This window comes from Polynucleobacter tropicus (assembly GCF_013307225.1).
Classification (GTDB): Bacteria; Pseudomonadota; Gammaproteobacteria; order Burkholderiales; family Burkholderiaceae; genus Polynucleobacter; species Polynucleobacter tropicus.
The window spans coordinates 1,143,761-1,167,883 of sequence record NZ_CP028942.1; the positions used below are offsets into that span (position 1 = coordinate 1,143,761).

The 24,123-nt window shown below is 44.9% G+C and carries 27 protein-coding genes; 5 read left to right on the forward strand and 22 right to left on the reverse strand.

Annotation, left to right across the window (positions count from 1 at the left end; genetic code table 11):
• Window positions 1-6 precede the first annotated feature (6 nt).
• The 3 genes from DCO17_RS10550 to DCO17_RS05950 are packed head-to-tail and all read right to left on the reverse strand — an operon-like array spanning window position 7 to window position 3,287.
• Window positions 7-1,875, reverse strand: coding sequence for an alpha/beta fold hydrolase (locus tag DCO17_RS10550; protein ID WP_173955838.1), 1,869 nt, complete (start codon window positions 1,873-1,875; stop codon window positions 7-9).
• 35 nt (window positions 1,876-1,910) lie between these two features.
• Window positions 1,911-2,561: a CoA transferase subunit B gene (locus DCO17_RS05945; RefSeq protein WP_173955839.1), complete on the reverse strand. Its 651-nt coding sequence runs from the start codon at window positions 2,559-2,561 to the stop codon at window positions 1,911-1,913.
• A 27-nt stretch (window positions 2,562-2,588) separates the two neighbouring features.
• Window positions 2,589-3,287 carry a CoA transferase subunit A gene (locus DCO17_RS05950; protein ID WP_173955840.1) on the reverse strand — a complete coding sequence of 233 codons (699 nt, stop codon included), beginning with the start codon at window positions 3,285-3,287 and terminating at the stop codon, window positions 2,589-2,591.
• 159 nt (window positions 3,288-3,446) lie between these two features.
• Between DCO17_RS05950 and DCO17_RS05955 the strand changes: the two genes are divergently transcribed.
• From DCO17_RS05955 to DCO17_RS05970, 4 genes are read left to right on the forward strand one after another with little or no spacing between them, the layout of a single operon-like run.
• Window positions 3,447-5,117 carry an electron transfer flavoprotein-ubiquinone oxidoreductase gene (locus DCO17_RS05955; protein ID WP_173955841.1) on the forward strand — a complete coding sequence of 557 codons (1,671 nt, stop codon included), beginning with the start codon at window positions 3,447-3,449 and terminating at the stop codon, window positions 5,115-5,117.
• Window positions 5,118-5,120: 3 nt separating this feature from the next.
• Window positions 5,121-5,507: a lactoylglutathione lyase gene (gene gloA, locus DCO17_RS05960; RefSeq protein WP_173955842.1), complete on the forward strand. Its 387-nt coding sequence runs from the start codon at window positions 5,121-5,123 to the stop codon at window positions 5,505-5,507.
• 2 nt (window positions 5,508-5,509) lie between these two features.
• Window positions 5,510-6,679: a GNAT family N-acetyltransferase gene (locus DCO17_RS05965; RefSeq protein ID WP_173955843.1), complete on the forward strand. Its 1,170-nt coding sequence runs from the start codon at window positions 5,510-5,512 to the stop codon at window positions 6,677-6,679.
• The gene (locus DCO17_RS05970; RefSeq protein ID WP_173955844.1) at window positions 6,679-6,942 is read left to right on the forward strand and encodes a DUF1289 domain-containing protein; all 264 of its coding nucleotides are present in this window, start codon (window positions 6,679-6,681) and stop codon (window positions 6,940-6,942) included. Before DCO17_RS05965 ends, DCO17_RS05970 begins: the two co-directional genes overlap by 1 nt.
• A 40-nt stretch (window positions 6,943-6,982) precedes the next feature.
• Here DCO17_RS05970 and DCO17_RS05975 read toward each other — a convergent pair whose 3' ends face one another.
• Entirely contained in the window at window positions 6,983-8,590 is a 1,608-nt protein-coding gene (locus tag DCO17_RS05975; RefSeq protein ID WP_173955845.1) for an ABC-F family ATPase, read from the reverse strand.
• Between the two features lie 124 nt (window positions 8,591-8,714).
• Window positions 8,715-9,425, reverse strand: a complete 711-nt coding sequence (locus tag DCO17_RS05980; protein WP_173955846.1) for a queuosine precursor transporter — start codon at window positions 9,423-9,425, stop codon at window positions 8,715-8,717.
• Between the two features lie 102 nt (window positions 9,426-9,527).
• Between DCO17_RS05980 and DCO17_RS05985 the strand changes: the two genes are divergently transcribed.
• On the forward strand, window positions 9,528-10,706 hold the full coding sequence (locus tag DCO17_RS05985) for an acyl-CoA dehydrogenase (RefSeq protein WP_173955847.1): 1,179 nt from the start codon (window positions 9,528-9,530) through the stop codon (window positions 10,704-10,706).
• Here DCO17_RS05985 and mnmH read toward each other — a convergent pair.
• From mnmH to DCO17_RS06070, 17 genes are all read right to left on the reverse strand, one after another.
• Complete coding sequence (gene mnmH, locus DCO17_RS05990; protein ID WP_173955848.1) at window positions 10,699-11,775, reverse strand: tRNA 2-selenouridine(34) synthase MnmH; 1,077 nt, start codon at window positions 11,773-11,775, stop codon at window positions 10,699-10,701. The two genes, DCO17_RS05985 and mnmH, sit on opposite strands and share 8 nt — an antisense overlap.
• 9 nt (window positions 11,776-11,784) lie before the next feature.
• On the reverse strand, window positions 11,785-12,204 hold the full coding sequence (locus tag DCO17_RS05995; RefSeq protein WP_173955849.1) for an acyl-CoA thioesterase: 420 nt from the start codon (window positions 12,202-12,204) through the stop codon (window positions 11,785-11,787).
• 24 nt (window positions 12,205-12,228) lie between these two features.
• Window positions 12,229-12,573 carry a protein tyrosine phosphatase family protein gene (locus DCO17_RS06000; protein WP_173955850.1) on the reverse strand — a complete coding sequence of 115 codons (345 nt, stop codon included), beginning with the start codon at window positions 12,571-12,573 and terminating at the stop codon, window positions 12,229-12,231.
• Window positions 12,574-12,682: 109 nt separating this feature from the next.
• The gene (locus DCO17_RS06005) at window positions 12,683-13,123 is read right to left on the reverse strand and encodes a YeeE/YedE family protein (protein ID WP_173955851.1); all 441 of its coding nucleotides are present in this window, start codon (window positions 13,121-13,123) and stop codon (window positions 12,683-12,685) included.
• A 1-nt stretch (window position 13,124) separates the two neighbouring features.
• Window positions 13,125-13,562 carry a YeeE/YedE family protein gene (locus DCO17_RS06010; RefSeq protein WP_173955852.1) on the reverse strand — a complete coding sequence of 146 codons (438 nt, stop codon included), beginning with the start codon at window positions 13,560-13,562 and terminating at the stop codon, window positions 13,125-13,127.
• Window positions 13,563-13,589: 27 nt separating this feature from the next.
• Window positions 13,590-14,711, reverse strand: a complete 1,122-nt coding sequence (locus DCO17_RS06015; RefSeq protein WP_173955853.1) for a YeeE/YedE family protein — start codon at window positions 14,709-14,711, stop codon at window positions 13,590-13,592.
• A 17-nt stretch (window positions 14,712-14,728) separates the two neighbouring features.
• Window positions 14,729-15,046, reverse strand: a complete 318-nt coding sequence (locus tag DCO17_RS06020; RefSeq protein WP_173955854.1) for a hypothetical protein — start codon at window positions 15,044-15,046, stop codon at window positions 14,729-14,731.
• Window positions 15,047-15,112: 66 nt separating this feature from the next.
• Window positions 15,113-16,081 (reverse strand): MBL fold metallo-hydrolase, encoded by a 969-nt coding sequence (locus DCO17_RS06025; RefSeq protein ID WP_173955855.1) that lies wholly within the window; start codon window positions 16,079-16,081, stop codon window positions 15,113-15,115.
• A gap of 7 nt (window positions 16,082-16,088) precedes the next feature.
• Window positions 16,089-16,529, reverse strand: coding sequence for a DsrE family protein (locus tag DCO17_RS06030; protein WP_173955856.1), 441 nt, complete (start codon window positions 16,527-16,529; stop codon window positions 16,089-16,091).
• Window positions 16,530-16,548: 19 nt separating this feature from the next.
• Window positions 16,549-18,279 carry a thiosulfohydrolase SoxB gene (gene soxB / locus DCO17_RS06035; RefSeq protein WP_173955857.1) on the reverse strand — a complete coding sequence of 577 codons (1,731 nt, stop codon included), beginning with the start codon at window positions 18,277-18,279 and terminating at the stop codon, window positions 16,549-16,551.
• A 44-nt stretch (window positions 18,280-18,323) separates the two neighbouring features.
• Window positions 18,324-18,962, reverse strand: a complete 639-nt coding sequence (gene soxX / locus DCO17_RS06040) for a sulfur oxidation c-type cytochrome SoxX (RefSeq protein WP_173955858.1) — start codon at window positions 18,960-18,962, stop codon at window positions 18,324-18,326.
• Window positions 18,963-18,981: 19 nt separating this feature from the next.
• Window positions 18,982-19,794, reverse strand: coding sequence for a sulfur oxidation c-type cytochrome SoxA (gene soxA / locus DCO17_RS06045; RefSeq protein ID WP_173955859.1), 813 nt, complete (start codon window positions 19,792-19,794; stop codon window positions 18,982-18,984).
• Window positions 19,795-19,831: 37 nt separating this feature from the next.
• Window positions 19,832-20,140 (reverse strand): thiosulfate oxidation carrier complex protein SoxZ, encoded by a 309-nt coding sequence (soxZ, locus tag DCO17_RS06050; protein WP_173955860.1) that lies wholly within the window; start codon window positions 20,138-20,140, stop codon window positions 19,832-19,834.
• 51 nt (window positions 20,141-20,191) lie between these two features.
• On the reverse strand, window positions 20,192-20,644 hold the full coding sequence (soxY, locus tag DCO17_RS06055) for a thiosulfate oxidation carrier protein SoxY (protein ID WP_173955861.1): 453 nt from the start codon (window positions 20,642-20,644) through the stop codon (window positions 20,192-20,194).
• A gap of 81 nt (window positions 20,645-20,725) precedes the next feature.
• Window positions 20,726-21,811, reverse strand: a complete 1,086-nt coding sequence (locus DCO17_RS06060; RefSeq protein WP_173955862.1) for a c-type cytochrome — start codon at window positions 21,809-21,811, stop codon at window positions 20,726-20,728.
• The gene (gene soxC / locus DCO17_RS06065; RefSeq protein WP_173955863.1) at window positions 21,795-23,147 is read right to left on the reverse strand and encodes a sulfite dehydrogenase; all 1,353 of its coding nucleotides are present in this window, start codon (window positions 23,145-23,147) and stop codon (window positions 21,795-21,797) included. Before soxC ends, DCO17_RS06060 begins: the two co-directional genes overlap by 17 nt.
• 50 nt (window positions 23,148-23,197) lie before the next feature.
• On the reverse strand, window positions 23,198-24,058 hold the full coding sequence (locus DCO17_RS06070) for an MBL fold metallo-hydrolase (RefSeq protein ID WP_173955864.1): 861 nt from the start codon (window positions 24,056-24,058) through the stop codon (window positions 23,198-23,200).
• Window positions 24,059-24,123 lie beyond the last annotated feature (65 nt).

Here is a 24,123-nt window from a genome sequence, read left to right on the forward strand (position 1 = left end):
GCAAAATTAACTAAAGAATTCTTTTGCCAGTGCTATTTGCTCAGGCTTAACAAATGCTGGAGCATGCCCTACATTAGGAATCTCGATACTGCGAGCATAGGGATTGACCTTGCACATCTCAGCGACAGTTGCTGCCGAGAGTAGATCAGAGTCAGCGCCTCGAACAATCAACATCGGTATCTGAATTTGCTTGAATGCATGCCACATGGCAATTTCACCAGCTTTAGCCATGATGGGATTAACAGAAGCAAAAGGAACCGCAATATTAGGGTCGTAATGCATTACCCACTGCCCATCGCGTTGCACCAGCATCGGTCCGTTATAAATTTCCCACTCCTCAGGAGTGTGCTCCCCAAAGGTGGCGCAGATTTGATTCAAGCGGTTTAATGCATCAGCACGGTTGGCAAATGCAAAAGGTTGCCCAACGTAAGAGCCCAAACGTTTAATTGCCTCTGGCTCAATTCTGGGGCCTACATCATTTATTAACATTCTGCGTATAGGTGAATTTGGCATCGCCGCATATACCATACCGATCAAGCCACCCATCGAAGTACCCAACCAGTCAACCTGGGTCACGCCCAACTGTTTTACCAGTTGCGCCATATCCGCAACATACTGAGGAACAGCATATTGCATGGGATTACTTAAGCGATCAGAGTCACCACGACCAACCACATCTGGACAAACTACGTAATAGTCTTTGCACATTGCTTGCGCAAGCGTCTTAAAGTCACTACCACGACGCGTTAAGCCATGCACACATAAGAGGACTTTAGAATTGGTGGGATCGCCCCAGGCGTGATAAGCCATGCGATGCGAATTTTTTCCACCAGAGCATTGCACATAAAAGGTATCGCCCGAGTGAATCACGCCAACGCGTTGATGAAACTCATGAGCATCACCATCTTCAACACAATCAATCACGACTTGCACTTCTTCAGGTTGCAAAGTGACATGATCAATTCCGTGCTTATCGAGCAGCATCTGATTAATTCTGGTCATAATCTCTGGCCACTCTTGGATATTGGCAATTTCAATATGGCCAATCAGCGCAGGAAAACTGGGCGTCATTTCCCAAACATGCAAATCATGCACAGCGAGAACGCCGGGAACATTTTTTAAATCCTTACCCACTTGCAAGTAATCAATGTGCAGTGGCACACCCTCCATTAAGAAGTGATATGACTCATGCAGAATGGAGATGGTGGACTTTAAGATTAATAAGGAAACCAAAATAGATAAGATCGCATCAATCGGCATCCAACCTGTCAGTTGAATCACAATACCAGCCACCAAGGCGGCAATAGATCCTAATAGATCGCCCATGACGTGGACTAGAGCTGCGCGAGTATTAACGCTTTTCTTATCTCGCGATAGCACCCACGCTACAACGATATTCATAAGCAGACCAATCGCGGCAACTACGGTTACCGTCAGACCATCTACTTTATGTGGGTCATAAAAGCGGCTGATAGCTTCAATCACAATCCAAGCTACCAAGCCGAGCATCGCAATACTATTAACGAAAGCAGCTAGCGCTTCTGCCCTTCCAAAACCAAATGAATGTTTTGGCGATGGCGGACGACGAGAAATGATTTGCGCCAATAAGGCAAGACCTAATGCAGCTGCATCGGTCACCATATGGCCGGCATCCGAAATCAGAGCTAATGAATTCGCAAAATAAGCTGCGGCACCCTCAACCCCTGAAAAGCCAAGAGTCAGAATTAATGCAATCAGAAGCAAGTTTTGATTGGAGACTTCTTTGCTATGAGAGTGCTTTGCATCACCCTTCTTATGAGCATGCAGAGTAGGATCTACACCAGAGTGACTCTGGTGTTTTGATGACCTTGAATGGAAATGATGGGATCCCGACATGGTGAACCCATTATTCCATTAATCGATGACGCTTGTTAGAAACCCGTTGTATCAACAGGGGCACCCGTCTTAGCGATTACCTCTTCCTTAGTAACGCCAGGAGCTAGCTCAACCAACTTCAGACCTTTTGGAGTGATATCCAATACACAAAGATCTGTGATGATCTTGCTAATGACCTTTACACCTGTCAGGGGTAATGTGCACTTAGGCAAAATTTTGAGCTCTTCTGTGCCATCTTTCTTTTTGGCAACGTGCTCCATCAAAACAACCACATGCTTCACGCCGGCAACTAAGTCCATTGCACCGCCCATACCCTTCACCATCTTTCCTGGAATCATCCAGTTGGCTAAGTCGCCATGCTCACTCACTTGCATCGCACCCAAGATAGCGATGTTGATTTTTCCACCACGAATCATTCCAAAGGAATCAGCGGAAGAAAAAATTGAAGAACCAGGCAAAGTTGTAACAGTTTGTTTACCAGCATTAATCAGATCAGCATCAATGGTTGCTTCTGTTGGGAATGGGCCAATACCCAACAAACCGTTCTCTGACTGAAGCCATACTTCCATATCTTTTGGCACATGGTTAGCTACCAATGTAGGCATACCAATACCGAGGTTCACGTAGTAACCGTCTTTTAATTCTTTAGCAGCACGCGCTGCCATTTCATCTCTATTCCAAGGCATATCGATCTCTCTAATTCTTTCCAATAATTAAGAAGCTGAAAGCGTACGTTGCTCAATACGCTTCTCTGGAGTTTTATTAATAACTAAGCGGTGTACATAAATGCCTGGAGTATGAATCTCATCAGGATGCAATTGACCGTTCTCCACAATCTCTTCCACTTCAGCTACAGTGATCTTGCCTGCCATTGCCACTACTGGATTGAAGTTACGCGCAGTGTAGCGATAAACTAAGTTGCCAGACTTATCTGCTTTCCATGCTTTCACTAAAGAAATATCTGAAACGATAGAACGCTCCATGATGTATTTCTCACCATCGAATTCTTTTTCTTCTTTGCCTTCAGCAACTAATGTACCTACACCCGTTTTTGTATAGAACGCAGGAATGCCACAACCACCAGCACGTAATTTTTCTGCCAATGTTCCTTGTGGCGTAAATTCCAACTCCAACTCACCTGCTAAGTATTGACGCTCAAACTCTTTGTTTTCGCCAACATAAGAGGCAACCATTTTCTTCACTTGGCGAGAATTCAATAACAAGCCCAAGCCAAAGCCATCAACGCCAGCATTATTTGCAATAGCAGTGAGATTTTGTGCGCCGAGATCCTTCACCGCCTGAATCAATGCCTCAGGAATGCCGCATAAACCAAAACCACCAACGGCAATTTTTTGGCCGTCCTTCAAAATATCCCGCAGGGCATCAACTGCCGATGGGTAAGTTTTATTCATAACTTTTGTCCTAATATTGCCGAAAATGGTAAAAAAGTAATCATAATGCTTTAGGCGCCCAAGCCCAGCCAGTCTTGGCACCAAACTAGTTTTGAGCACTTAGAACTAAACTATCTAAGCTGAAATACCCCATTTTTTAAGAAATCTCGGAGAATTTGCATGAATCCAGCCCAGTTACTAGAACAGTTCGGTCCTCGCGAATCCATGGACTATGACCTTGTAATCGTAGGGGGCGGACCCGCTGGTTTATCGACTGCAATTCGAGCAAAACAGCTCGCCAATGAATCTGGGAAAGAAATCAGCGTCTGTGTATTAGAAAAAGGCTCTGAAATCGGCGCACATACTTTGTCTGGCGCTGTTATGGACCCTAAAGCCTTAACTGAGCTATTTCCGAACTGGAAAGAATTAGGCGCTCCACTACATACTGAAGTTAGTAAAGATCAATTTCTCTTTTTAACAAAAGACCATTCGTATCAAGTACCAAATTGGATGCTGCCGCAATGCTTCCAGAATGAAGGTAACTATATTGTCAGCCTCGCCAATGTCACCCGCTGGTTGGGAGAACAGGCTGAAGCGCTAGGTGTAGAAATTTTCCCAGGCTTTCCTGCTTCAGAAGTTTTATATAACGAACAAGGTGCTGTTGCTGGAGTCATTACCGGTGCAATGGGCTTAGATAAAGAAGGTAACCCAACCGACCAGTTCCAGCTTGGTATGGAATTACGTGGCAAGTACACCCTATTTGCCGAAGGTGCACGTGGTCACCTTGGCAAACAATTAATTTCTAAGTTCGCGTTAGATAAAGACTCTGATCCACAAAGCTACGGCATTGGCATTAAAGAGCTTTGGGAGGTAGAGCCATCCAAGAGCAAGCCTGGTTTAGTGGTTCATACAGCCGGCTGGCCTTTAGAGAGTGATACCTATGGTGGATCTTTTCTGTATCACTTAGGCGATAACAAAGTAGCTGTGGGATTGGTTGTTGGCCTCTCCTATAAGAACCCCTACCTCTCACCTTTTGAAGAATTCCAACGCTATAAATTGCATCCGAAGATTCGTGAAACCTTTGAAGGCGGTAAACGTATTGCCTATGGCGCACGCGCATTAACTGCTGGTGGTTTAAATAGCCTGCCTAAAACAGTATTTCCTGGTGGTGCACTGATTGGTTGCGATGCTGGCTTCTTAAATGCCTCTCGCATCAAAGGTAGTCACGCCGCCATTAAGACGGGCATGCTGGCTGCTGAAGCGGCTGTTGCCGCTTTAGCTGACAATCGCTCATCCGATGTGCTCGCAGGGTATCCAACTGCTTTCCAAAATAGTTGGTTGCATACCGAACTCAATCAAGCCCGCAACTTCAAAGCATGGATGTCCAAAGGACTTTATCTTGGGACGCTGATGGTTGGTCTTGAGCAGAAGGTATTGGGTGGCAATATGCCATGGACAGTGCACCTTAAGCACGCTGATCACGAGTGCCTCGAGCCAGCGGCACAACACAAGCCCATCGACTATCCAAAACCAGATGGCAAGATCAGTTTCGATCGCCTGTCTTCCGTATTTATCTCCAATACCAATCATGCCGAGAGCCAGCCAGTCCACCTTACGCTGAAAGATGCGACTATTCCAGTAAGCCTTAATCTGAAGACTTACGCTGGTCCAGAGCAACGTTACTGCCCTGCTGGCGTTTATGAGTATGTTGAGGCAGACGGTCAACCCAAACTCCAGATCAACTCGCAGAACTGCGTGCACTGCAAAACCTGCGATATCAAAGACCCAAGCCAAAATATTGTTTGGGTTACACCTGAAGGTGGCGGCGGACCAAATTACGGAGCAATGTAAGTCATGATGCTTTTACATACCATGTTGCGTGTTGGTGATCTGCAGCGCTCAATTGATTTCTACACCAAAGTATTGGGCATGAATCTTTTACGCACTACTGAGCGACCAGAACAAAAATACTCTCTAGCATTTGTTGGCTTCGGAAAAGGCAATGCAGATGGTCAAGCAGAAATTGAGCTGACTTATAACCATGGTGTTCATTCTTATGACTTAGGTACCGCTTATGGTCACATTGCTATTGGAGTACCCGATGCTTACGCTGCTTGTGAAAAGATTAAAGCAGTTGGCGGTAGCGTGACTCGTGAAGCTGGTCCTGTAGCCGGCGGAGATACCATCATCGCCTTTGTAACCGATCCAGATGGCTACAAAATCGAATTAATTCAACATTAGCAGTGAAAGAGTCTGGGCAGTTTCATCTCGAAATACTCTCCAAGATATCTGATGTAACAGCGCCAGAATGGAATGGCCTACTTGCAGAAGATTCGGGTCCTTTCCTAAAGCATGAGTTTCTATCCTCGCTTGAAGAGACAGGTTGTGTTGGCAACAATACTGGATGGCAAATCGCCCATCTTGTTTTGAAATTGGATAACGAAATTGTCGGTGCAATGCCACTCTATTTAAAGCAACATTCTTATGGCGAGTATGTGTTTGATTGGTCATGGGCGCAGGCTTATGAGCAGCAAGGCATGAACTATTACCCCAAAGTTCTTTGCGCTATTCCTTTTACACCTGTTCAGGGCTCACGCCTGCTATCTAAACCAGAAATGAATAAAGAGCTAATTTATTCAAAACTGATTTCGGGACTGAAATCCTTGGTGATAAACAATGAGCTATCTTCAGCACACATCTTATTTCCCCGAAAGGATGAGCTTGAGATACTGAATGAGCAAGGATTTTTACTAAGAGACTCCATTCAGTTTCATTGGCATAACCAGGGCTATCAATCTTTTGAGCAATTTTTATCTTCACTCACCATGAAGAGACGCAAGAATATACGTCGCGAGCGCGAGTTTGTTGCAAGACACAATATTTCATTTAGGCATATCTCTGGGAGAGAATCCACTGACCAAGATTGGGAATTTTTCTACGCTTGTTATGCAAACACCTATTATGAGCATCAATCACAACCCTACCTCAATGAAGCATTCTTTAAGCTTTGGGCTAAAAGACTCCCAGAAAATATACATTTGATTGTGTCCGAGAGAAATGGTGCTCCAATTGCATCCTCATTGCTCGTTGTAGACACGTTGATGTCGAAAGCATATGGTCGTTATTGGGGTGCGCTTGAGCATGTTCCTCTTTTGCATTTTGAAACTGCCTACTATCAAGCAATTGAATTTTGCATTGCTGCGAATATTCAAGCCTTTGAGGGTGGTGCACAAGGCGAACATAAGATGGCGCGTGGGTTCCTGCCAACTACGATTCAATCCGCACATTTCATAAAAGACCCTAGATTTGCTAAGGCTGTTGAGCATTTCTTAGGAAGAGAGCATCAAGGTATAGAGGCTTATGTGGACGAGCTTGCTGAGCATAATCCACTGAAATCGTCTAAAGTACTCTAATGAATTCTGAAAGCAATCCCCCCACCCAACAAGACGGCTCACACTCCCTCTCAACCGGAGATGATGAGTCTGATTCACCTTGCATTGGGATTTGCACTACTCTTTATGATGAGATTTGCCAGGGATGCGGACGAACTCTTAATGAAGTAAGTAACTGGGTGTTTTTTTCTGATGAAGAGAAGGCATCGGTGTGGAAGCGTATCCGCGAAGACGGTACAGCTATGCGCTTTCAGCGCCAGCTCAAAGAAAATAAGCCCACTTGATAGTGGGCTTATTTTTAACTGAACTCTAAACTTAGTTCTATTAACCAGCTAAGGCTTGACTGCGCAAGTACTCTTCATAAGTACCAGAGTAGTCCTCAACTGTGCCATCCATTTTAACTTCTAAGATACGGTTAGCTAAGGCTTGAACAAATTCACGGTCATGAGAAACGAATATTAAGGTGCCCTCGAATTTCTCAAGCGCGATTTGTAAACTCTCGATTGACTCCATATCCATGTGATTGGTTGGCTCGTCCATTGCGAGAACATTATGCTTTTGGAGCATCAATTTACCCCAAATCATGCGCCCCTTCTCACCACCAGATAACACTTTGACATCCTTGCCAATGTCGTCGCCCGAGAACAGTAAGCGGCCTAGAGTGCCACGCACCACTTGGTCATCATCACCAGTATTACGCCAATTGCTCATCCACTCCATAAGTGTTTCTTCTTTGGCGAAGAGCTCTGTATTGTCCTGAGGCATGACACCCACATTCGCATTCTCAGCCCACTTCACATCACCGCTATCAGCAGCGATACCATCAAAACGTTTGCTTAGAATAGTTTTAAGTAAAGTGGTTTTACCGGCACCGTTTTGTCCGATGATGGCAATCTTCTCGCCTGCACGAATGCCCAGCTTCAGATTCTTGAAGATGGTTCTATCGTAAGCCTTAGTAAGCGCATTGCACTCCACTGCCATGTTGTGTAACTTTTTCTCATAGTCAAAACGAATAAATGGGTTTTGACGAGAGGACGGCTTAATTTCAGCGATCTCTATTTTTTCCAACTGACGTTGACGCGATGTTGCTTGGCGCGCTTTAGAAGCATTTGCGGAGAAGCGACTAACGAATGCCTGTAATTCAGCAATCTTCTCTTTAGCCTTGGCATTCGAGGCCAACTGCTGCGCTCTTGCCTGGGTAGATGCCAACATGTAAGAGTCATAGTTCCCTGGATAAACCTTCAAGGTTCCATAATCCATATCAGCCATATGCGTACACACTTCATTTAGAAAGTGTCGATCGTGGGAAATTATGATGATGGTGCTATTAAATTGATTAAGAATCTCTTCCAACCAGTGAATAGAGTGAATATCCAAGTTATTGGTTGGTTCGTCCAACAACAAGACGTCCGGGTCAGAGAACAAAGCTTGGGCTAGCAACACACGCAGCTTCCAACCGGGTGCAACATTGCTCATGGGGCCGTTGTGTTGCTCAATCGGAATACCAATACCCAATAACAACTCACCTGCTTTTGCTTCAGCTGTATAGCCACCGTACTCTGCATACTTACCTTCAAGCTCTGCAGCCTTCATGTAATCTTCATCGCTAGCTTCTGGGTTCGCATAAATAGCATCGCGCTCAGCGGCGGCTTTCCACATCTCTTCGTGACCCATCATCACTACATCGAGAACGCGAACATCTTCGTAGGCAAACTGATCCTGACGCAATTTACCCAAGCGGATGCCTGGATCTAAGCTTACGTTTCCGCTTGAGGGCTCTAACTCGCCTCCGAGAATTTTCATGAAAGTGGATTTACCGCAGCCGTTGGCGCCAATCAAGCCATAGCGATTACCGCCGCCAAACTTGACGGAAATATTTTCAAACAGAGGCTTTGCCCCAAACTGCATGGTGATATTAGATGCGGACAGCACGGATGTTTCTCTAACTTTCTATGAATCAAGTGGAACAAATGCGCATTGATAATGCGGCCTCATTTGAGGCAAAGACCATTATTTTAACGGTTTAGCGCCTCAAAAGGCTAAGTGTGACGCCCGCTTAGACTTTGACCCGAAATGGCGTGAAATTCGTATGAATATCGTAATAATCTTCGTTTTCCTTGCGTTTAAGGAAATTTACAACCCAATACGTTAAGGGTGTAGCCAAGACTTCCCAGCCCGTTTTTAGAGCATATTGAGCCAAAGCCACTGCGATTACCTCATGAGTCGGCCAAATGCCATAGAAAGCCAACATATAAAAGAATGATGAATCAACCAACTCACCAACTGCAGTAGAGCCTATAGTGCGCATCCAAAGATAGCGACCTTGCGTCCAAATTTTCATTTTGGCCAAAACAAAGCTATTCGTAAAACTGCCACACCAGAATGAAAACATTGAAGCTAATGCGATGCGCCAAGAATTCCCAAAAACGGTTTCTAAGCCATGTTGATAATTAGCCATGTATTCACCTGGCGCAACAGGTAAGGCAATTACAATCTGCGCCATGATTGCAGCAAATAGTAATGCTGCAAATCCAGCCCAAACTGCTCTTCGATCGTAAGCATATCCATATACTTCGGTCAAAATATCGCCGAAGAAATAAGAAATTGGGAAAAATAGGATACCCCCACCAAAAGGCAATTCACCAAAATACGGCAAATTAACTACCGCAGCTTTCCCAGCCCCAATAAAGTTTGAGCACAACAAGACAACCACAAAAGCAGTCAGAATCAAGTCGTAGTAGCGGTGATGTCTTCTTAGCGTGTCCATGGGTCTAAAAAATGGATAATAGAGAAAGAATATCCCCTTTCAGCTAACCTCGCTGAGGGTTGGATAAATAAATACCAGCAATAACCAGGATGACTAAAGACGATGAGTAAAGCGAGCTTTAATTGGGAAGACCCCCTTCTACTAGACACACAACTAAGCGAAGACGAGCGCATGGTGCGAGATGCTGCAGCCGAATACGCGCAAGGTCGTTTAATGCCACGTATTTTGGACGCGTATCGCAATGAGACAACAGATCCTGCCATCTTCCGTGAAATGGGTGAACTAGGCCTACTAGGCATTACCATTCCAGAACAATACGGCGGAGCCAATCTTAACTATGTCTCTTACGGCTTAATTGCCCGCGAAATTGAACGAGTTGATTCTGGTTATCGCTCTATGATGAGCGTTCAATCTTCATTGGTAATGGTTCCCATCAATGAGTTCGGCAGTGAAGCACAAAAACAAAAATACCTTCCTAAATTGGCAAGTGGTGAATGGATTGGCTGCTTTGGCCTAACTGAACCGAACTATGGTTCCGACGCTGGCGGCATGATCACGAGAGCGAAAAAAGTTCCTGGAGGTTTCTCACTGACTGGCTCAAAAATGTGGATCTCCAACGCTCCGATTGCGGATGTATTTGTGGTGTGGGCCAAAAATGATGAAGGCGTCATTCGTGGCTACATCCTAGAAAAAGGTATGAAAGGCCTGAGCGCTCCGAAGATTAGCGGCAAGATGGGACTACGCGCCTCCATCACCGGTGAAATCGTGATGGATGAAGTCTTCGTTCCCGCTGAAAATGAGTTCCCTGAAATTACTGGCCTCAAAGGACCGTTTACCTGCCTTAACTCAGCACGCTACGGCATCTCTTGGGGCGCATTAGGTGCTGCCGAATGGTGCTGGCATGCAGCGCGTCAATACACCATGGATCGCAAGCAATTTGGCAAACCTCTAGCATCCAATCAGCTGATTCAGAAAAAGTTAGCAGACATGCAAACGGAGATCGCCTTGGCACTACAAGGATGCTTGCGCTTAGGCCGCATGAAAGATGAAGGTATTGCAGCGCCTGAGATTACCTCCATCATGAAACGCAACTCCTGCGGCAAATCATTGGATATTGCACGCATGGCGCGCGATATGCATGGCGGCAACGGTATCTCTGATGAATATGGCGTAGTACGTCATATGATGAACCTAGAAGTTGTCAACACCTACGAAGGTACGCATGATATTCATGCCCTCATCTTGGGTCGCGCACAAACAGGTATTCAAGCTTTTAGTTAAGTTTTAGCTTGCTGACGATGGCCTTAGCCGCTTTTGCAAAGGCCTCGTCACTATCATCTTCTAGCTGCACAAAGTGATCAATGTTGTATTGGGGAAAGTTGCGCACAATAGAAGATTGATACGATGGATCGTAGTGTTTTATTAAAAGCTCCTCAACCAAGCTTGGGAACTGCCCAGCATCAATCGCTTCATTCCATTTGGCTATCTGCACTTTTCCATAGTGAGCTGTTAATAGCGCTAACTTGGCCTTAAAGTTGTCCGTGTCAGTCAAAAAATGATGGTATTCACGTATCAACCAAGAGACACGTGTGTGTGGGGTTGACCTCAACTCAATACAGGCGCCACTGCGAATCTTTTCCATTAAGGTATCAGGCACATGAAGTCCGCCTACCTTCTTGCTTTCGGACTCAACAAGCACAGGCCTAGAGGGGTCGAGAGCTCGCAGAGCGTTCCATAAGGCTGTCTCAAACCCTTTTTGGGATGGCTGTTCAATATTAGGCTCATTACCCAAAACAGATCCTCGATGAATCGCCAACGCCTCAAGATCCAATATCTGAGCGCCATAGTTACGCGCCTCTTGCAGCACCCGAGTCTTGCCGCTACCAGTCATACCGCAAATTACCTGGAAGGAAAATTGCTTAGCTGCCTCATCCAAACCATCAATCACCGTGCGACGAAAGCCTTGGTAGCCACCTTCTAATTGCATGGCTTTCCAACCAATGCGATTGAGGATGTGAGTAAAGGCACCGCTACGCTCACCACCGCGCCAGCAATAAACTAAAGGACGCCATGTACGCGGAAACTCTTGGAAATGTTTCTCTAAATGATTGGCAATATTGCGAGAGACTAAAGCAGCACCTAACTTCTTGGCAGCAAAAGGAGAATCTTGTTTATATAAAGTACCGATCTGTGCCCGCTCTTCATTATCGAGAACTGGGTAGTTCACCGCACCAGGAATATGATCTAAGGCGAATTCCGCTGGTGATCGCACGTCAATAACGCAATCAAAGGAATCTAACTCAGCAAGGAATTGATCCAGCCTTAAGATCTGAGGATTGCCTGGTTGCATGCCGCCTATTTAGCCAATCTTTTGCAAAACATGCTCAGGCCAAGGTGCTGATTTATTGGTGGTGAGGTCAACCCAAACCATAGTTGCCCCGCCTATAGCCACCTCTTCATTAGGTTCAGTAGTCAAGGCCATGCTCGTATAAACATCCATACTAGTGCGCCCAATCGCGCCAATAGATGTTTTCAGAATCAAATCGCCGGGATATGAAAGCTGCTTATAGAAATTACAAAAGCCATTCATCATCAACATTGATTCTTGGCCTGGTGCAACTTGATACCCCAAAGAAGTAATCCACTCTACTCGGGCTTGCTCCATGTAGCGAAAGTAGATCGTGTTATTTACATGGCCATAAGCATCCATGTCGCCCCACCGAATTGGCGCGACCATTTCATGAACTAATTTTCGCTCTTCAGGAATGGCAATGCGCATCTAGTAGTCGCTATAACAATCGAATTATCTTACTTGCAAAGCAAGTTGATACAAGTTTGTCGAGCGTGCCCCTGAACGGCAAAACGCCAGCACAGGGCCAGGTAAGGTTTTTAGCAAACGCGCCATCTCGATCACCTGCTCTGGCGTAATGGCACCAGAAACAACGGGTAGATACACATAGTTCAAGCCCAACTTTTCTGCTTCAGCTTGAATATCGGCATTTTTAGGCTGTTCTGGGCCACCTTCTCCGTCTGGGCGATTATTGATAACGCTCTTGTAGCCCTGCTTTGCAATTTCAGCCAAATGGGCAGGCTCGATTTGACCTAAAGTACCAAACTGATCGTTGTGGCATGCAATTGGAAGACTCATGACATCCCTTGATTTAAATATGTTTTTAAAAAAATTCATTGAATAGTGAACAGCAATATTTTAATAAGTATTGATCTATTGGATCCAGTTGATCTATTGGATCTATTGATTATTTTGGAGCTTGTTTATGCGCAGTGAAAAACCGCTCACAAACTCGCATACCAATCAACATCGCCACAACAAACACTAAAGCCTTTAAGTAACCTGCGCCCAACGCCACCAGCGCGGGCCCAGGACAAATGCCTGCAATTCCCCAACCAACGCCAAAAATAAAGCTGCCAATTACCAATGCTTTTGATATATCTCGTCTAGTTGGAATATGTAAGGCTCCACCAAAAAATGCTTCGCTACGTCTTTTCACCAAATAGAAGCCTGCTAGCCCAACCAAAATTGCCCCCAACATCACAAAAATCAAAGATGGGTCCCATGCGCCAGCAAGGTCCAAAAAGGCCAATACCTTTTTCGGATTGCTCATCCCTGAAATGATTAAACCAAATCCAAAAAGTACGCCAATTGCATACTGACTAAAGAGGCTGAAATGTTTTTTCATATTAAGCCCCGATCAAATGACGTGCAACAAATACAGTAACAAAACCTGCGCCCATAAAAGTAAATGTTGCCACTAATGAGCGTGGAGACAGTCTCGATAATCCACAAATTCCATGCCCGCTGGTGCAGCCAGATCCATACTGCGCACCAAAACCCACAAGCAATCCAGCTAGCAATATTGCATACCAGTCTGTATCAATTTGAACAATCGGGTGGATACCAAAAAGTAAGGCCGCCCAAAGTGGCGCAGATAACAATCCAAGGACTAAGGCCAATCGCCACACAACATCATTTGACTTTGGATGCAAGAGACCCGAAACAATCCCGCTTATACCCAGAATCCTGCCATGAAGCAACACATAAAGAGCTGCCGCAATACCTAATAGGACTCCACCTAATAAGGAAGGAATTGGAGTAAAGGAAAGCCAATCAATTCGCATGGAATGCCTATTAATAATTGTGAATAATTACGCGCAAGGATTCGGGGCTAAACGCAATTGAAGGTAACGAACCCCCAGATAGCCACCAAAAATAAACCCTGGCAACGCCAATAAAGAACTCAAAGCCAAGGTCGATATACCACTCAAGCCCTGACCAACAGTGCAACCCAAAGCAGTAATACCGCCAAAGCCCATCAATGCAGCACCCACCAAATGATTGGCCGTATCTTCCGCATCTCTGAAAGTTTCCCATCGAAAGGTTTTGCTAGAAATTGCCACTACAGCCGACCCTAAAATCATTCCAACAACAGCCACTATGCCTACCGTAAGTACTTTTGATGTATCGCTATACATCATCAGCCAATCCAATGAGTAAGCATATGGAGCTACAAAAGATAAACTTTCCATACGACCAGAATTAGTTACTAAGAATACCTCTTCAAGAGTATTGGGATCTTCTGCCGCATACCCCAGCGCACCAGATACCCACCATACAGCAGTGATAGCTAGGCCAACTGAAATACCCGCAAAGAGGTTTTCAAAATTTCGGAAGGCTTTATCGGTCAAAGCAAAGGCAATAAATGCCAACCCAATTATGAGCCCTAGTGCCAAATGCAAATTTGCTCTATCAACACCCAAAGGACCGGCGAGCAAACTTGGCAAATCTTGTGGAGTCGCAAAGCTAACAAATACAAGGTCTACAGAATTCGTGCGAATAACCCCTAAAAACCCACGTAATGTCATATAAGCTGTTAAACCCAGGACCATGAATACAACGACAGACTTTAAATTTCCACCACCTATGCGAACTAGAGTTTTGCTACCGCAACCAGAAGCAAGCACCATTCCAAAACCAAACAAGATGCTCCCTACCACTGTCGACAACCATAAAAATTTATTGCCCGTGTAGATTGATTTGAGCGAATCAATCAATCCAAGATGCGCTAAAAATGCAAACCCCAAAACGGCTGTACCAATGGCCAAAAACCATTGCCTCAAACGATTCCAGTTAGAGATGATGAAAACATCCGATACGGCACCCATGCTGCAGAAGCCCGTTTTTTGCATCACCATGCCAAGTGCAAAAGTGATCGCAAACGTTGCCCAAAGCACCGTTTTACTCAAAAGAGGAATATCTACAGCGTCCATAAAGAATCGATAAAAAATTATTGTTTAAATTTGTAGAACTGTTTGTTTAAATAAGCAGCAACATCTGCCTCGTCCTCAGGAAACAAATCGAGACGCAATTCAGTGTTGCAACGCTCAACCATCACCTTTAACTTGGCAAGAGAGTTCACCTTACTATCAGATCGGGTGTAAATCATGTCCCCATTTCCAAAGCCAGTTTTCTTTGCGTGGCAAGCGTAGCACTTATGTTGATCAATTTCCTTGCCATTCTCGTAATTCACGGTCGCAGCAACGCTCACGCTGAAGCCAATCATGGCGCAAGCAAAAACCTGTCGAGAAAATGCGGGGAAATTCATTGCAAATTGGAGTTACAAGGGCAAAAGGTTATTTTAGAGCCAAGTCGTTAATCTCGCCCTCAAGCCCTACTCGGCCTGAATAGATAAGTAGACGTTATAGGCATTCATTCGATTAGCGGCCCTAAATAATGGCATTCCTTCATATTCCGACCAGTCCGTAGACTGATATGCCGCTTCAAATGGATCTAGATTTAGTGCTGCTGGAGCCATTGATTCCCGCAAATATTTCAGATAACTGCGAGTGAACGCAATATCCTCGAGTGGCTTAGTAGAGTATGCGCCATGCCCAGGAATTACAATGTTGGGATTGAGCCTTTCAATCTCATCCAAAGCCAATAACCAACCTTTGCTATCCGCATTACCCACAAACGGAATTCGCCCACGAAAGACTAAATCTCCCGCAAAGAGCACTTTCTCAGAGGGCACATAAACCATCAAATCTTCTGGCGCATGTGCTGGACCCACTCTAGAAATCAAGAAATCAACTCCGCCAACTTTTAAGTTAAAAGTTTTATCAATCCAAACATCAGCAGAGATTAGCCTAGTGCTTGCATTTACCCACGGTGCAAAATCCACTCTTGAGGCAATCAAGCGCTGCTTAGCGGTTTCAGATGAGAGATAGTTTCTACCTTCACCCTGCGCATAAATTGTTGCGCCAATCTTTTTGAATTCTTGTAAACCATAGATGTGGTCGGCATGATAGTGGCTCACAATCACAGCCACAATTTTCTGATTAGTAACTTTTCTGATTTCAGCTATTAGCTTTTTAGCCAACACCGGTGAACCAAGAGCGTCCACCACAACTACTCCACCAGGCGTAACAACAAATCCTGCATTCGAGATAAAGTTTTGATTGCTGCTACTACCCATTTCTGGGCGACCTTGAACAAAATACGTGTGTGGCGCCACCTGAATAGGCTTGACCAACACCTCATCTGCAACTGCCGCATTTTGAGCAATCGTTAAACTACAAAAAACAAAGGACCCGATAAGGATCCCAAGGGAGCGCTGAATACGGCGTATGCAAACTTTCATTCAGTGCTTAGGGCTTGATATACGCAAAGCCATCTTTATATTGAAGATCCGCAACCCGCACTACGCCTGAGGGCGTGAAATCCGCGTCCAATACGAATTGATCTTTCTTCAGATTGCGGTTCTTTAAGGTAATCTCGCATACTTCGAATTTGACACCGCGAGATTTGAGGGCGGAAACCAAAGGAGCATACTCAATATTGTTCTTTTTATCCTTTGCACCCTCCATCAACATATCAACACCATTCGCATGTGTCACAACAATAATGGTGGTATTCGGAGCGGTATCTAAATGGTTTCGGATATTGCGCAATCCTTTAATGCCTTGTGATTCAGCATCATCAATATGGTAGACAACCTTAGTACCCGATGAGCCTTGCGCAGATGCGCTTGCAATGAAACCAAATGAAATCGCTAGACAAACGGCAAGTTGGATAACTCTTTTAATCATATTTACCTCTAGCATTAAATTAGATAGGAGCCATACCAGGATTATTGGCAACGCCTTTAATCACAGGCTCATTGAGCTTAACTGCTTTGACAACTTTGACATCCTTTAGATGACGCTCAATAACATCCCAAATTGCTTCGCCACCCGCATTCTTTGCATCCTCGCTAACGGGAGCCCAACCGGCGACCTTATAGGTCTTGCCAGCCTCAATAGATTTACCGTTAAGACACATGTCAGAAATACGATTTCCAGCAGTTTGCGCAGGATCAATGGTGTATTGCATCCCACCAACGCGAACCATGTCGCCGCCCTGCTGGTAATAAGGATCTGGATTAAATAAGTTATCCGCTACATCCTCAAGGATTGTCTTAATCGTTTCGCCAGACATATTAGTGACCGTGGTGTAAGGATAAGTAATTGCCGTTTGATCCATTAAGTTCTCACGCGTAATCGCCTGACCAGGAAGTAGACTAGTGCCCCAGCGGAAGCCAGGCGAGAATGCAATCTCTGCATCTTTTTGAGTCATTAATCCATCCAGAATTAATTGATCGAAGCTGCCATTAAAGTTACCGCGGCGATATAAAAGCCCATCGGTAGTAGCCAACTTTTCTCCAAGCTTAGCTTCAAATGGTGTCCTTACCTTGGCAATGAGTTTAGACATCGTTGGATCAGCTGGAATCATATTCGAGAAGACCGGCAAAAGCTTGTATCGGAAATCAACTGGCTTGCCACCCTTCACATCAAAATCCAAGACTCCCAAAAACTTACCATTTGATCCGGCGTTAGTGACAAGCGTCATACCACCGCGATTCTTTACCTGCACAGGAACGGGAACTCCATCATGGGTGTGACCACCTAATATTGCATGCAGGCCACTAACTCGAGATGCCATCTTCAGATCCACATCCATACCATTGTGCGAGAGCAAGACAACCACTTTCGCGCCTTTAGCCTTCACTTCATCAATAGTCTTTTGTAGATTTTCTTCTTGAATTCCAAATGTCCAGTCTGGTGTGAAATACCTTGGGTTTGCAATAGGAGTATAAGGAAATGCTTGACCAATAATGGCAACCTGAACGCCATTCATATTCTTCATCACATAGGGGTTAAATACCATATCCCCAAAGTCAGATGTTTTAATGTTTTGCGCAATAAATGAAACCTTGCCTTTAAAGTCGCCATTCACAATTTCCATGACACGCTTCTCGCCCAGAGTCATCTCCCAATGAGGAGTCATGACATCTACACCCAAGGCAAGAGCGGCATCAACCATGTCCTGACCATTTGTCCAAAGTGCTGTACCTGATCCCTGCCAAGTATCTCCACCATCTAATAACTGTGCGCCAGGACGGCCTGCTTTTAATTGCTTAATAAGCGTTGCCATATGAGCAAAGCCGCCCATCTTTCCATAGTTCTGAGCTGCAGCAACAAAATCTAAATAGGTAAATGCGTGAGCATCACGTGTGCCTGGTGCAATACCATTCGCCTTTAGAAAATACTCGCCAACTAAATGGGGTGTCTTACCTTCTTGCGAACCAATGCCTAGATTGACATTTGGCTCGCGAAAGTAGATTGGTAGTAATTGAGCATGGCAATCCGTAAAGTGCAATAGATGAACGTTGCCGAATTTTGGTACATCATAAAATTTTTGAGCCGCAACTTGCGCACCTGCAAAATTCGATTGCAAACTCATTCCGCCGGCTGAAGCAAAAGCCAGAGCTTGCAAGAAATCGCGACGACTTAAAGACATAAATTTCCCCTGATAAAAAACAGGCCTTACGGCCTGCTTTTGTTTTATTGATTTACTGGTGAGGCGGGATCGAGCAATAAAGCCATCAAATCCTGAATCTGCTGCTCGTTAAGTAACTTAAAGTGCGCAAATCTTGGCATGTTGCTACAGGCGTTATATGCCTTGGAGTTATTGATGCGATTCCATGTATACACAACCAGCTCTTGAGAATTGCCACGCAACTTGCCGTAATTCCAGAGCGATGGGCCAATCGTGCCGTAGGAAATCTCTTTCTTATCGATTTGATGGCAGTTATAGCAACCGCCGCCTATCGGAGTATCGGCTTTATCAGTCCAAGTAGCACCGCGACCACTTTGCGCAATTGCCTCACCCTTCTTCCAATCTCCAATGTATTTACCATCTGAAGGTTGCTTAATACTATCCATATTGATCTTTTGGATCTTTTCGCGCATTGCCTGACCTTTATCGCTATTCGCAAACACAGGGTCAGAGCAAAACTTTTGAGTTTCGTCTTGTTGTATACGGTCCAGGCCAGCAATACCGTCAGCCCTAAAACCATCCTTCATCATCTTGTTGAATTTTGGATCGTTCGCTTGCTGAGCCACAACTGAACCTTGAAATGTAATGGCTGTAAGCACAAGCGTAGCGAGGGCTAAGAGGGATTTGATGTTTTTCATAGTCATGTTCTCTATCTCTTATCCGTTAGCGCTTTAAACCTGGTGTTTCAACTGTGCCACCATTGGCATTCTTTGCCATATACATTGACAGAGCAATCGTTAGATCAGAGCCATAAATTGGGAATGGGAAACGTTGCTGACGATAGCAATCATTCAAACGTTGTTGCATGGTCCAAAACTGTCCACTGGATACGCGATATGCAGGCCAATAGCCCCAACCCAATGCCGCTCCTTTTTGGGTTGTTAAATTAGGCAGATCCTGCAAACGAATACGTTTTCCATCTTCGCCATGGCAAGATGCACATGAGAAATCCATCGGACCACCCTGGAAATAAAATGCACGCTTACCAAGCTCATACATTTCTTTTTCTTTTGGATGATTGGTACTTACTTTAATCTTGTCACCCTTTGACGCGGTAACCACATAAGCAACAATAGCCTCCATATCTTTCTTGGGGCCTTTTTGGAATGGCGCATCAACCATCTCTTGAGGATCGCGTCCTTGTAGCTTTTGCATACAAGTCATTAAGCGAGATTCAAGATCTTGAACCCTGTTGGTATCTTTGAAATAGCGTGGCAACTGAGCAGCCGCGCCTTTAACAACACCAGGCCCTAATCCCAAATCACATTTCTCTAGAGTGGCGTTTTTTGGTCCTGCAGGCTTTTTCCATAAATCCTCACCTGCAGCTTCATAAAGCTCTGAAGGGTTGCCATCTGCAATCATTTCACGATATTTTGCAATCTCGTCTGTCGCCGTCTGAGCAAACAAAGCAGATGAGATTGATAAGCTTGCCGTCAATATTCCCGAGGACAAGCCTAAGGTGAATTTACGCTGCATTTGGTTCCCTTTCAAAGCCATAATGAATTAAGAGTGCTTAAGAAGCTGTTGCCTCATCAGTACGCTTATCACCCTTATTGTCGACCCAGCTCACCACGATCTTGTCGCCCTTGGCGCCTTTATATTTAAAGTTCAAGAATGGATCCTTAGAGACAGCTGGACCAAACTGGCCATTTAATACATCTTTGCCGTTTGCTTTGACATTGATTGTTGTGATGTGCCACGCTGGAATCACTTTTCCAGAAGCGTCTTTACGCTGACCTGATTCCATGTCGTGCTTCATCAAAATTTTTACATCCACAATTCCACCGCTCTCGGCTGCTCTTACGCGCATTGGATCAGACATATTTTCCTCTTGTATTCGTATTTAATAATTGATTATTGAGATTGCTCGGAATTAGCCGCCGCAACCACCCAAGGTAACTTTCACTTCTTTTACGGCCATACTCCATTTGCCATCTGCCTTTACTAAGGCGTACACATTGGAGGTTTGTCCCATTTTGATACGAGTAGTTACAAATGACTCTGTGCCAGAAGGAATAAAGAACTGCGCTGCTAAGGCGCTAGGATTTTTCTCCACGAGGATGGCCATCTGTTCTGCTTTCAATGTAGTAGTGATACCCACTGGAACAACGGCGCCATTTTCAGCAATATCAGGCGCGTTCAAAGTAACTGCACTTGATTTATCTGGGCTACCAGCACCCAAAATTCTGAATACGTCATCCAAGCCTTTGCCCTCAAAAGCAGCTTTATTCCACTCTTGTGCTTGAGCCACACTAATGAGGCCAGCTGAGGCCATTAATCCGAAGACGGCTGAATACTTCAATACACTGCGTCGCTGTTGATTCATAGATACTCCTTAATTAATCTTTTGACTTGAATATATTATCTACTTTTGAAAAATACATGCTGGTAATCACTTAAATGCCTCCTATTTCCCACCAGAAAGCACCCAGGTAACCAGCGCCTTACGATCCTCATCTGACAATTGCGCTTGGGGCGGCATTGGGATAGACCCCCAAACACCTGAGCCACCATTTTTCACCTTATCCATTAGCTTATCTAAGGCTCCACCCTGACCTTGATACTTAGCCGCAATATCAGCGATAGATGGTCCTACCAACTTCGTACTTAAAGCATGACAAGCGGAGCAGTTCTCACTTTTAAATAATGCCGCAGGCCCCTTTGAGGTAGTTGCATGAGTGTCAGCAGCATGAGCTAAGCCCTCTCCAGAAGCCCCTGGTAATTTAGCCAATGGAGGCTTTGTAGAGTCTGCTCCGCGGAAAGGCCCATATTGACGATTTTGTTCTGCGATATTTCCATGAGCATTACGCGCATAGTCCGGCAACTCAGAACCAATCTGAACAAATTGCACGCAATTTGTCATACAAGCAGTAGCGTGAGTATCTGGTGAGCCTTTTGCATTCCATAATCCATGCTTAAGAAGCATACCGTTTCTATTGGGCATACGTTTTTGCACTTCAGCAATATTGCTGTTGCTAAGTACGTAATCGTCAGGCACCACTTCCGCCATACTTAATAAGTAAGCTACCAATGCATAAGTATCGTCAGCCGACAAAGATCGAGGCGCATTCCATGGCATCGCTCGATAGATGTAATCCCACAAAGAAGAAACCGTTGCCACTTTCATGATGGTTGTTCTTTGCGGTTGCTTACGGTCTGCTAGAGAAGCCACTCTGCCTGTTTTGATGTCATCAGTTGTAGTGCCACCGATAATGGGTGTAAAGATCTCATTTGATTCGCCAAAGGTTCCATGGCAGACAGAGCACTTTGATTCCCACAGCTCTTGACCTTTGTCTACCGAGCCAGATCCTTTTGGTAAGCCTTTGAAATCAGGACGAACATCGATATCCCATGCAGCAACCTCTGCTGACGTTGCATCTCTACCGATACCTGGGAAACGTGAACTTGCATTTTGCGCGCACGCAATATCAACAACTAAATAGCTGGTAACTAAAAATAAAGTGGAGCTTGCGAATTTAGCCAACTTGTACATTGCTGACCTCCCCGTTTGAGCCAACTTTCCATGACTGAATCGCATTGTTGTGATAAATCGATCTTGTACCGCGTACATCTCTCAACATTTTGATTGTTGGTTGTACGTAACCGGTGTCATCAATAGCACGTGACTGCAAAATCGCTGGCGCGCCATCCCATACCCAATCAATATTGAAGCGCGTTAAGGCTTTACTCAAAACTGGGGTCTCTAGGCGAGCTATTTTCCAGTTATTGCCACCATCAAAGGAAACATCAACACGTTTAATCTTTCCTCTTCCAGACCATGCCAAACCGCTAACGTTATAAAAGCCTTTATCCAATAATTGCTGACCACCAGAAGGCGTCGTAATCACAGATTTACATTCTTGAATGGAGGTGTACTGACGAGCCAATCCGTCGGGCATCAAATCGTTGTAATGCACCGCCTCGTCTTTAGTGGCGTATGGCATATCTCCCACCTCTAGCCGTCTCAACCACTTTACCCAGCTGACACCCTGCACCCCAGGCACAACGAGTCTTAATGGGAAGCCGTTTTCAGGGCGCAACATTTCACCATTCATACCCCAAGCAACAATCGCTTCATTTAATACATCCGGCAGGTTAATGGTTCGTGTCATGCCAGAGCCATCACCACCTTCAGCCAATAAATATTTACCTTTCTTTAGGTCCGCACCACATTCTTCTAGCAAGACAGACAAAGGCACGCCAGTGAACTCGCAACATGACAACATGCCATGGGTGTACTGAACTGTGGGTACAGCAACATTGCCCCACTCCAAACCAGTATTAGCACCACACTCAATAAAGTGAATGCGGGATACGGAAGGCAAACGCATCAAGTCATTCATGGTGAACACTCGATTATGCTTAACCAAACCATTCACCATCAAGCGATGCTTTTCTGGATCAATGTTGTACCAGCCCTGATGTTGGCGTTCAAAATGTAAGCCATTGGGAGTAATAATTCCAAACAAACCTTGCAAAGGTGTAAACGCAACAGAAGCGGCTGACACCCTCGTTAAGCCAGGTGATTCGCGACGTATCAAGTTAGCCTCGTAAATAGATGGCATTCCATAAGGCATGGTTGCCACATTCTTACCAAGCGTTGTCTGCCATTCTTGTTTTTCTAAAATCACTGGATCGCCATCTGCCGCCAATACATTGGCGGCGGAGCCAACACTAACCGCGCCACCAAGGGCTGCCATAAAGCCTTTACGCAAGAAACCTCGACGCGCGTCATCCATCCCATTTTCATTAAGGTCGGCAATTAAATCCTGCGATAGAAAATTCTCAGGGGCTTGTTTTATTTGCCCCCTGTGTTTTTGATCGGCCATTAAATAGTTATCCTCACAATTAGATATAGCTCTTGCAGTTATCTGAATGACTAAACCGCATTCACTGGAATCTTCAAATACGAAATGCCATTTGATTCTGCTGGCGGAAATTCTCCAGCGCGAATATTGACCTGAATTGCAGGCAATATCAGGACTGGCATTTCCAAAGTAGCGTCGCGCTTGGTACGCATTTCAATAAATTGCTCTTCAGAAATTCCATCATGCATATGAATGTTGGACTTCCTCTCTTCAGCAACCGTAGTTTCAAACTGAATAGGTCGATTGTTTGGTGGATAGTCGTGACACATAAATAATCGCGTCTCAGGCGGGTTACTCAAAATCTTTTTCATTGATTGATATAAAACACTGGCATTCCCACCAGGGAAATCACAGCGTGCCGTTCCCACGTCGGGCATAAACATGGTGTCGCCAACGAAGATGGCATCACCTATCTGATATGCCATACAAGCTGGCGTATGCCCTGGAACAAAAATGGCTTTAAGACTGAGGCCGCCAAAATCTACCCTCTCCCCATCCTTGAGTAATCGATCAAATTGAGATCCATCCGTTGGAAATGCGCTCTCCAGATTAAAGATGCCTTTGAATACCCCTTGAACTACAGAGATATGATCACCAATAGCAGTTTGACCGCCAAGCTTGGATTTCAAATAAGGGGCTGCAGTTACATGATCAGCATGCGCATGCGTCTCTAGAATCCACTCAACCTTAAGTGCGTTCTCTTTTACAAATTGGATAACTTCATCAGCCATCTTGGTGTTAGTGCGACCTGATTTAGGGTCGTAGCCAAGAACACTATCAATGATGATGCATGGACTATTTGGCTTCTCATAGACAACATAAGTAACCGTCCAGGTATCGATATCAAAAAAGCCTTTTACAACCGGATTCATCTTTCGCTCTTCTAGGTAATATTTCTAGGTGAAATTATTTAATAAAGCTGGTAAAAATACACTAA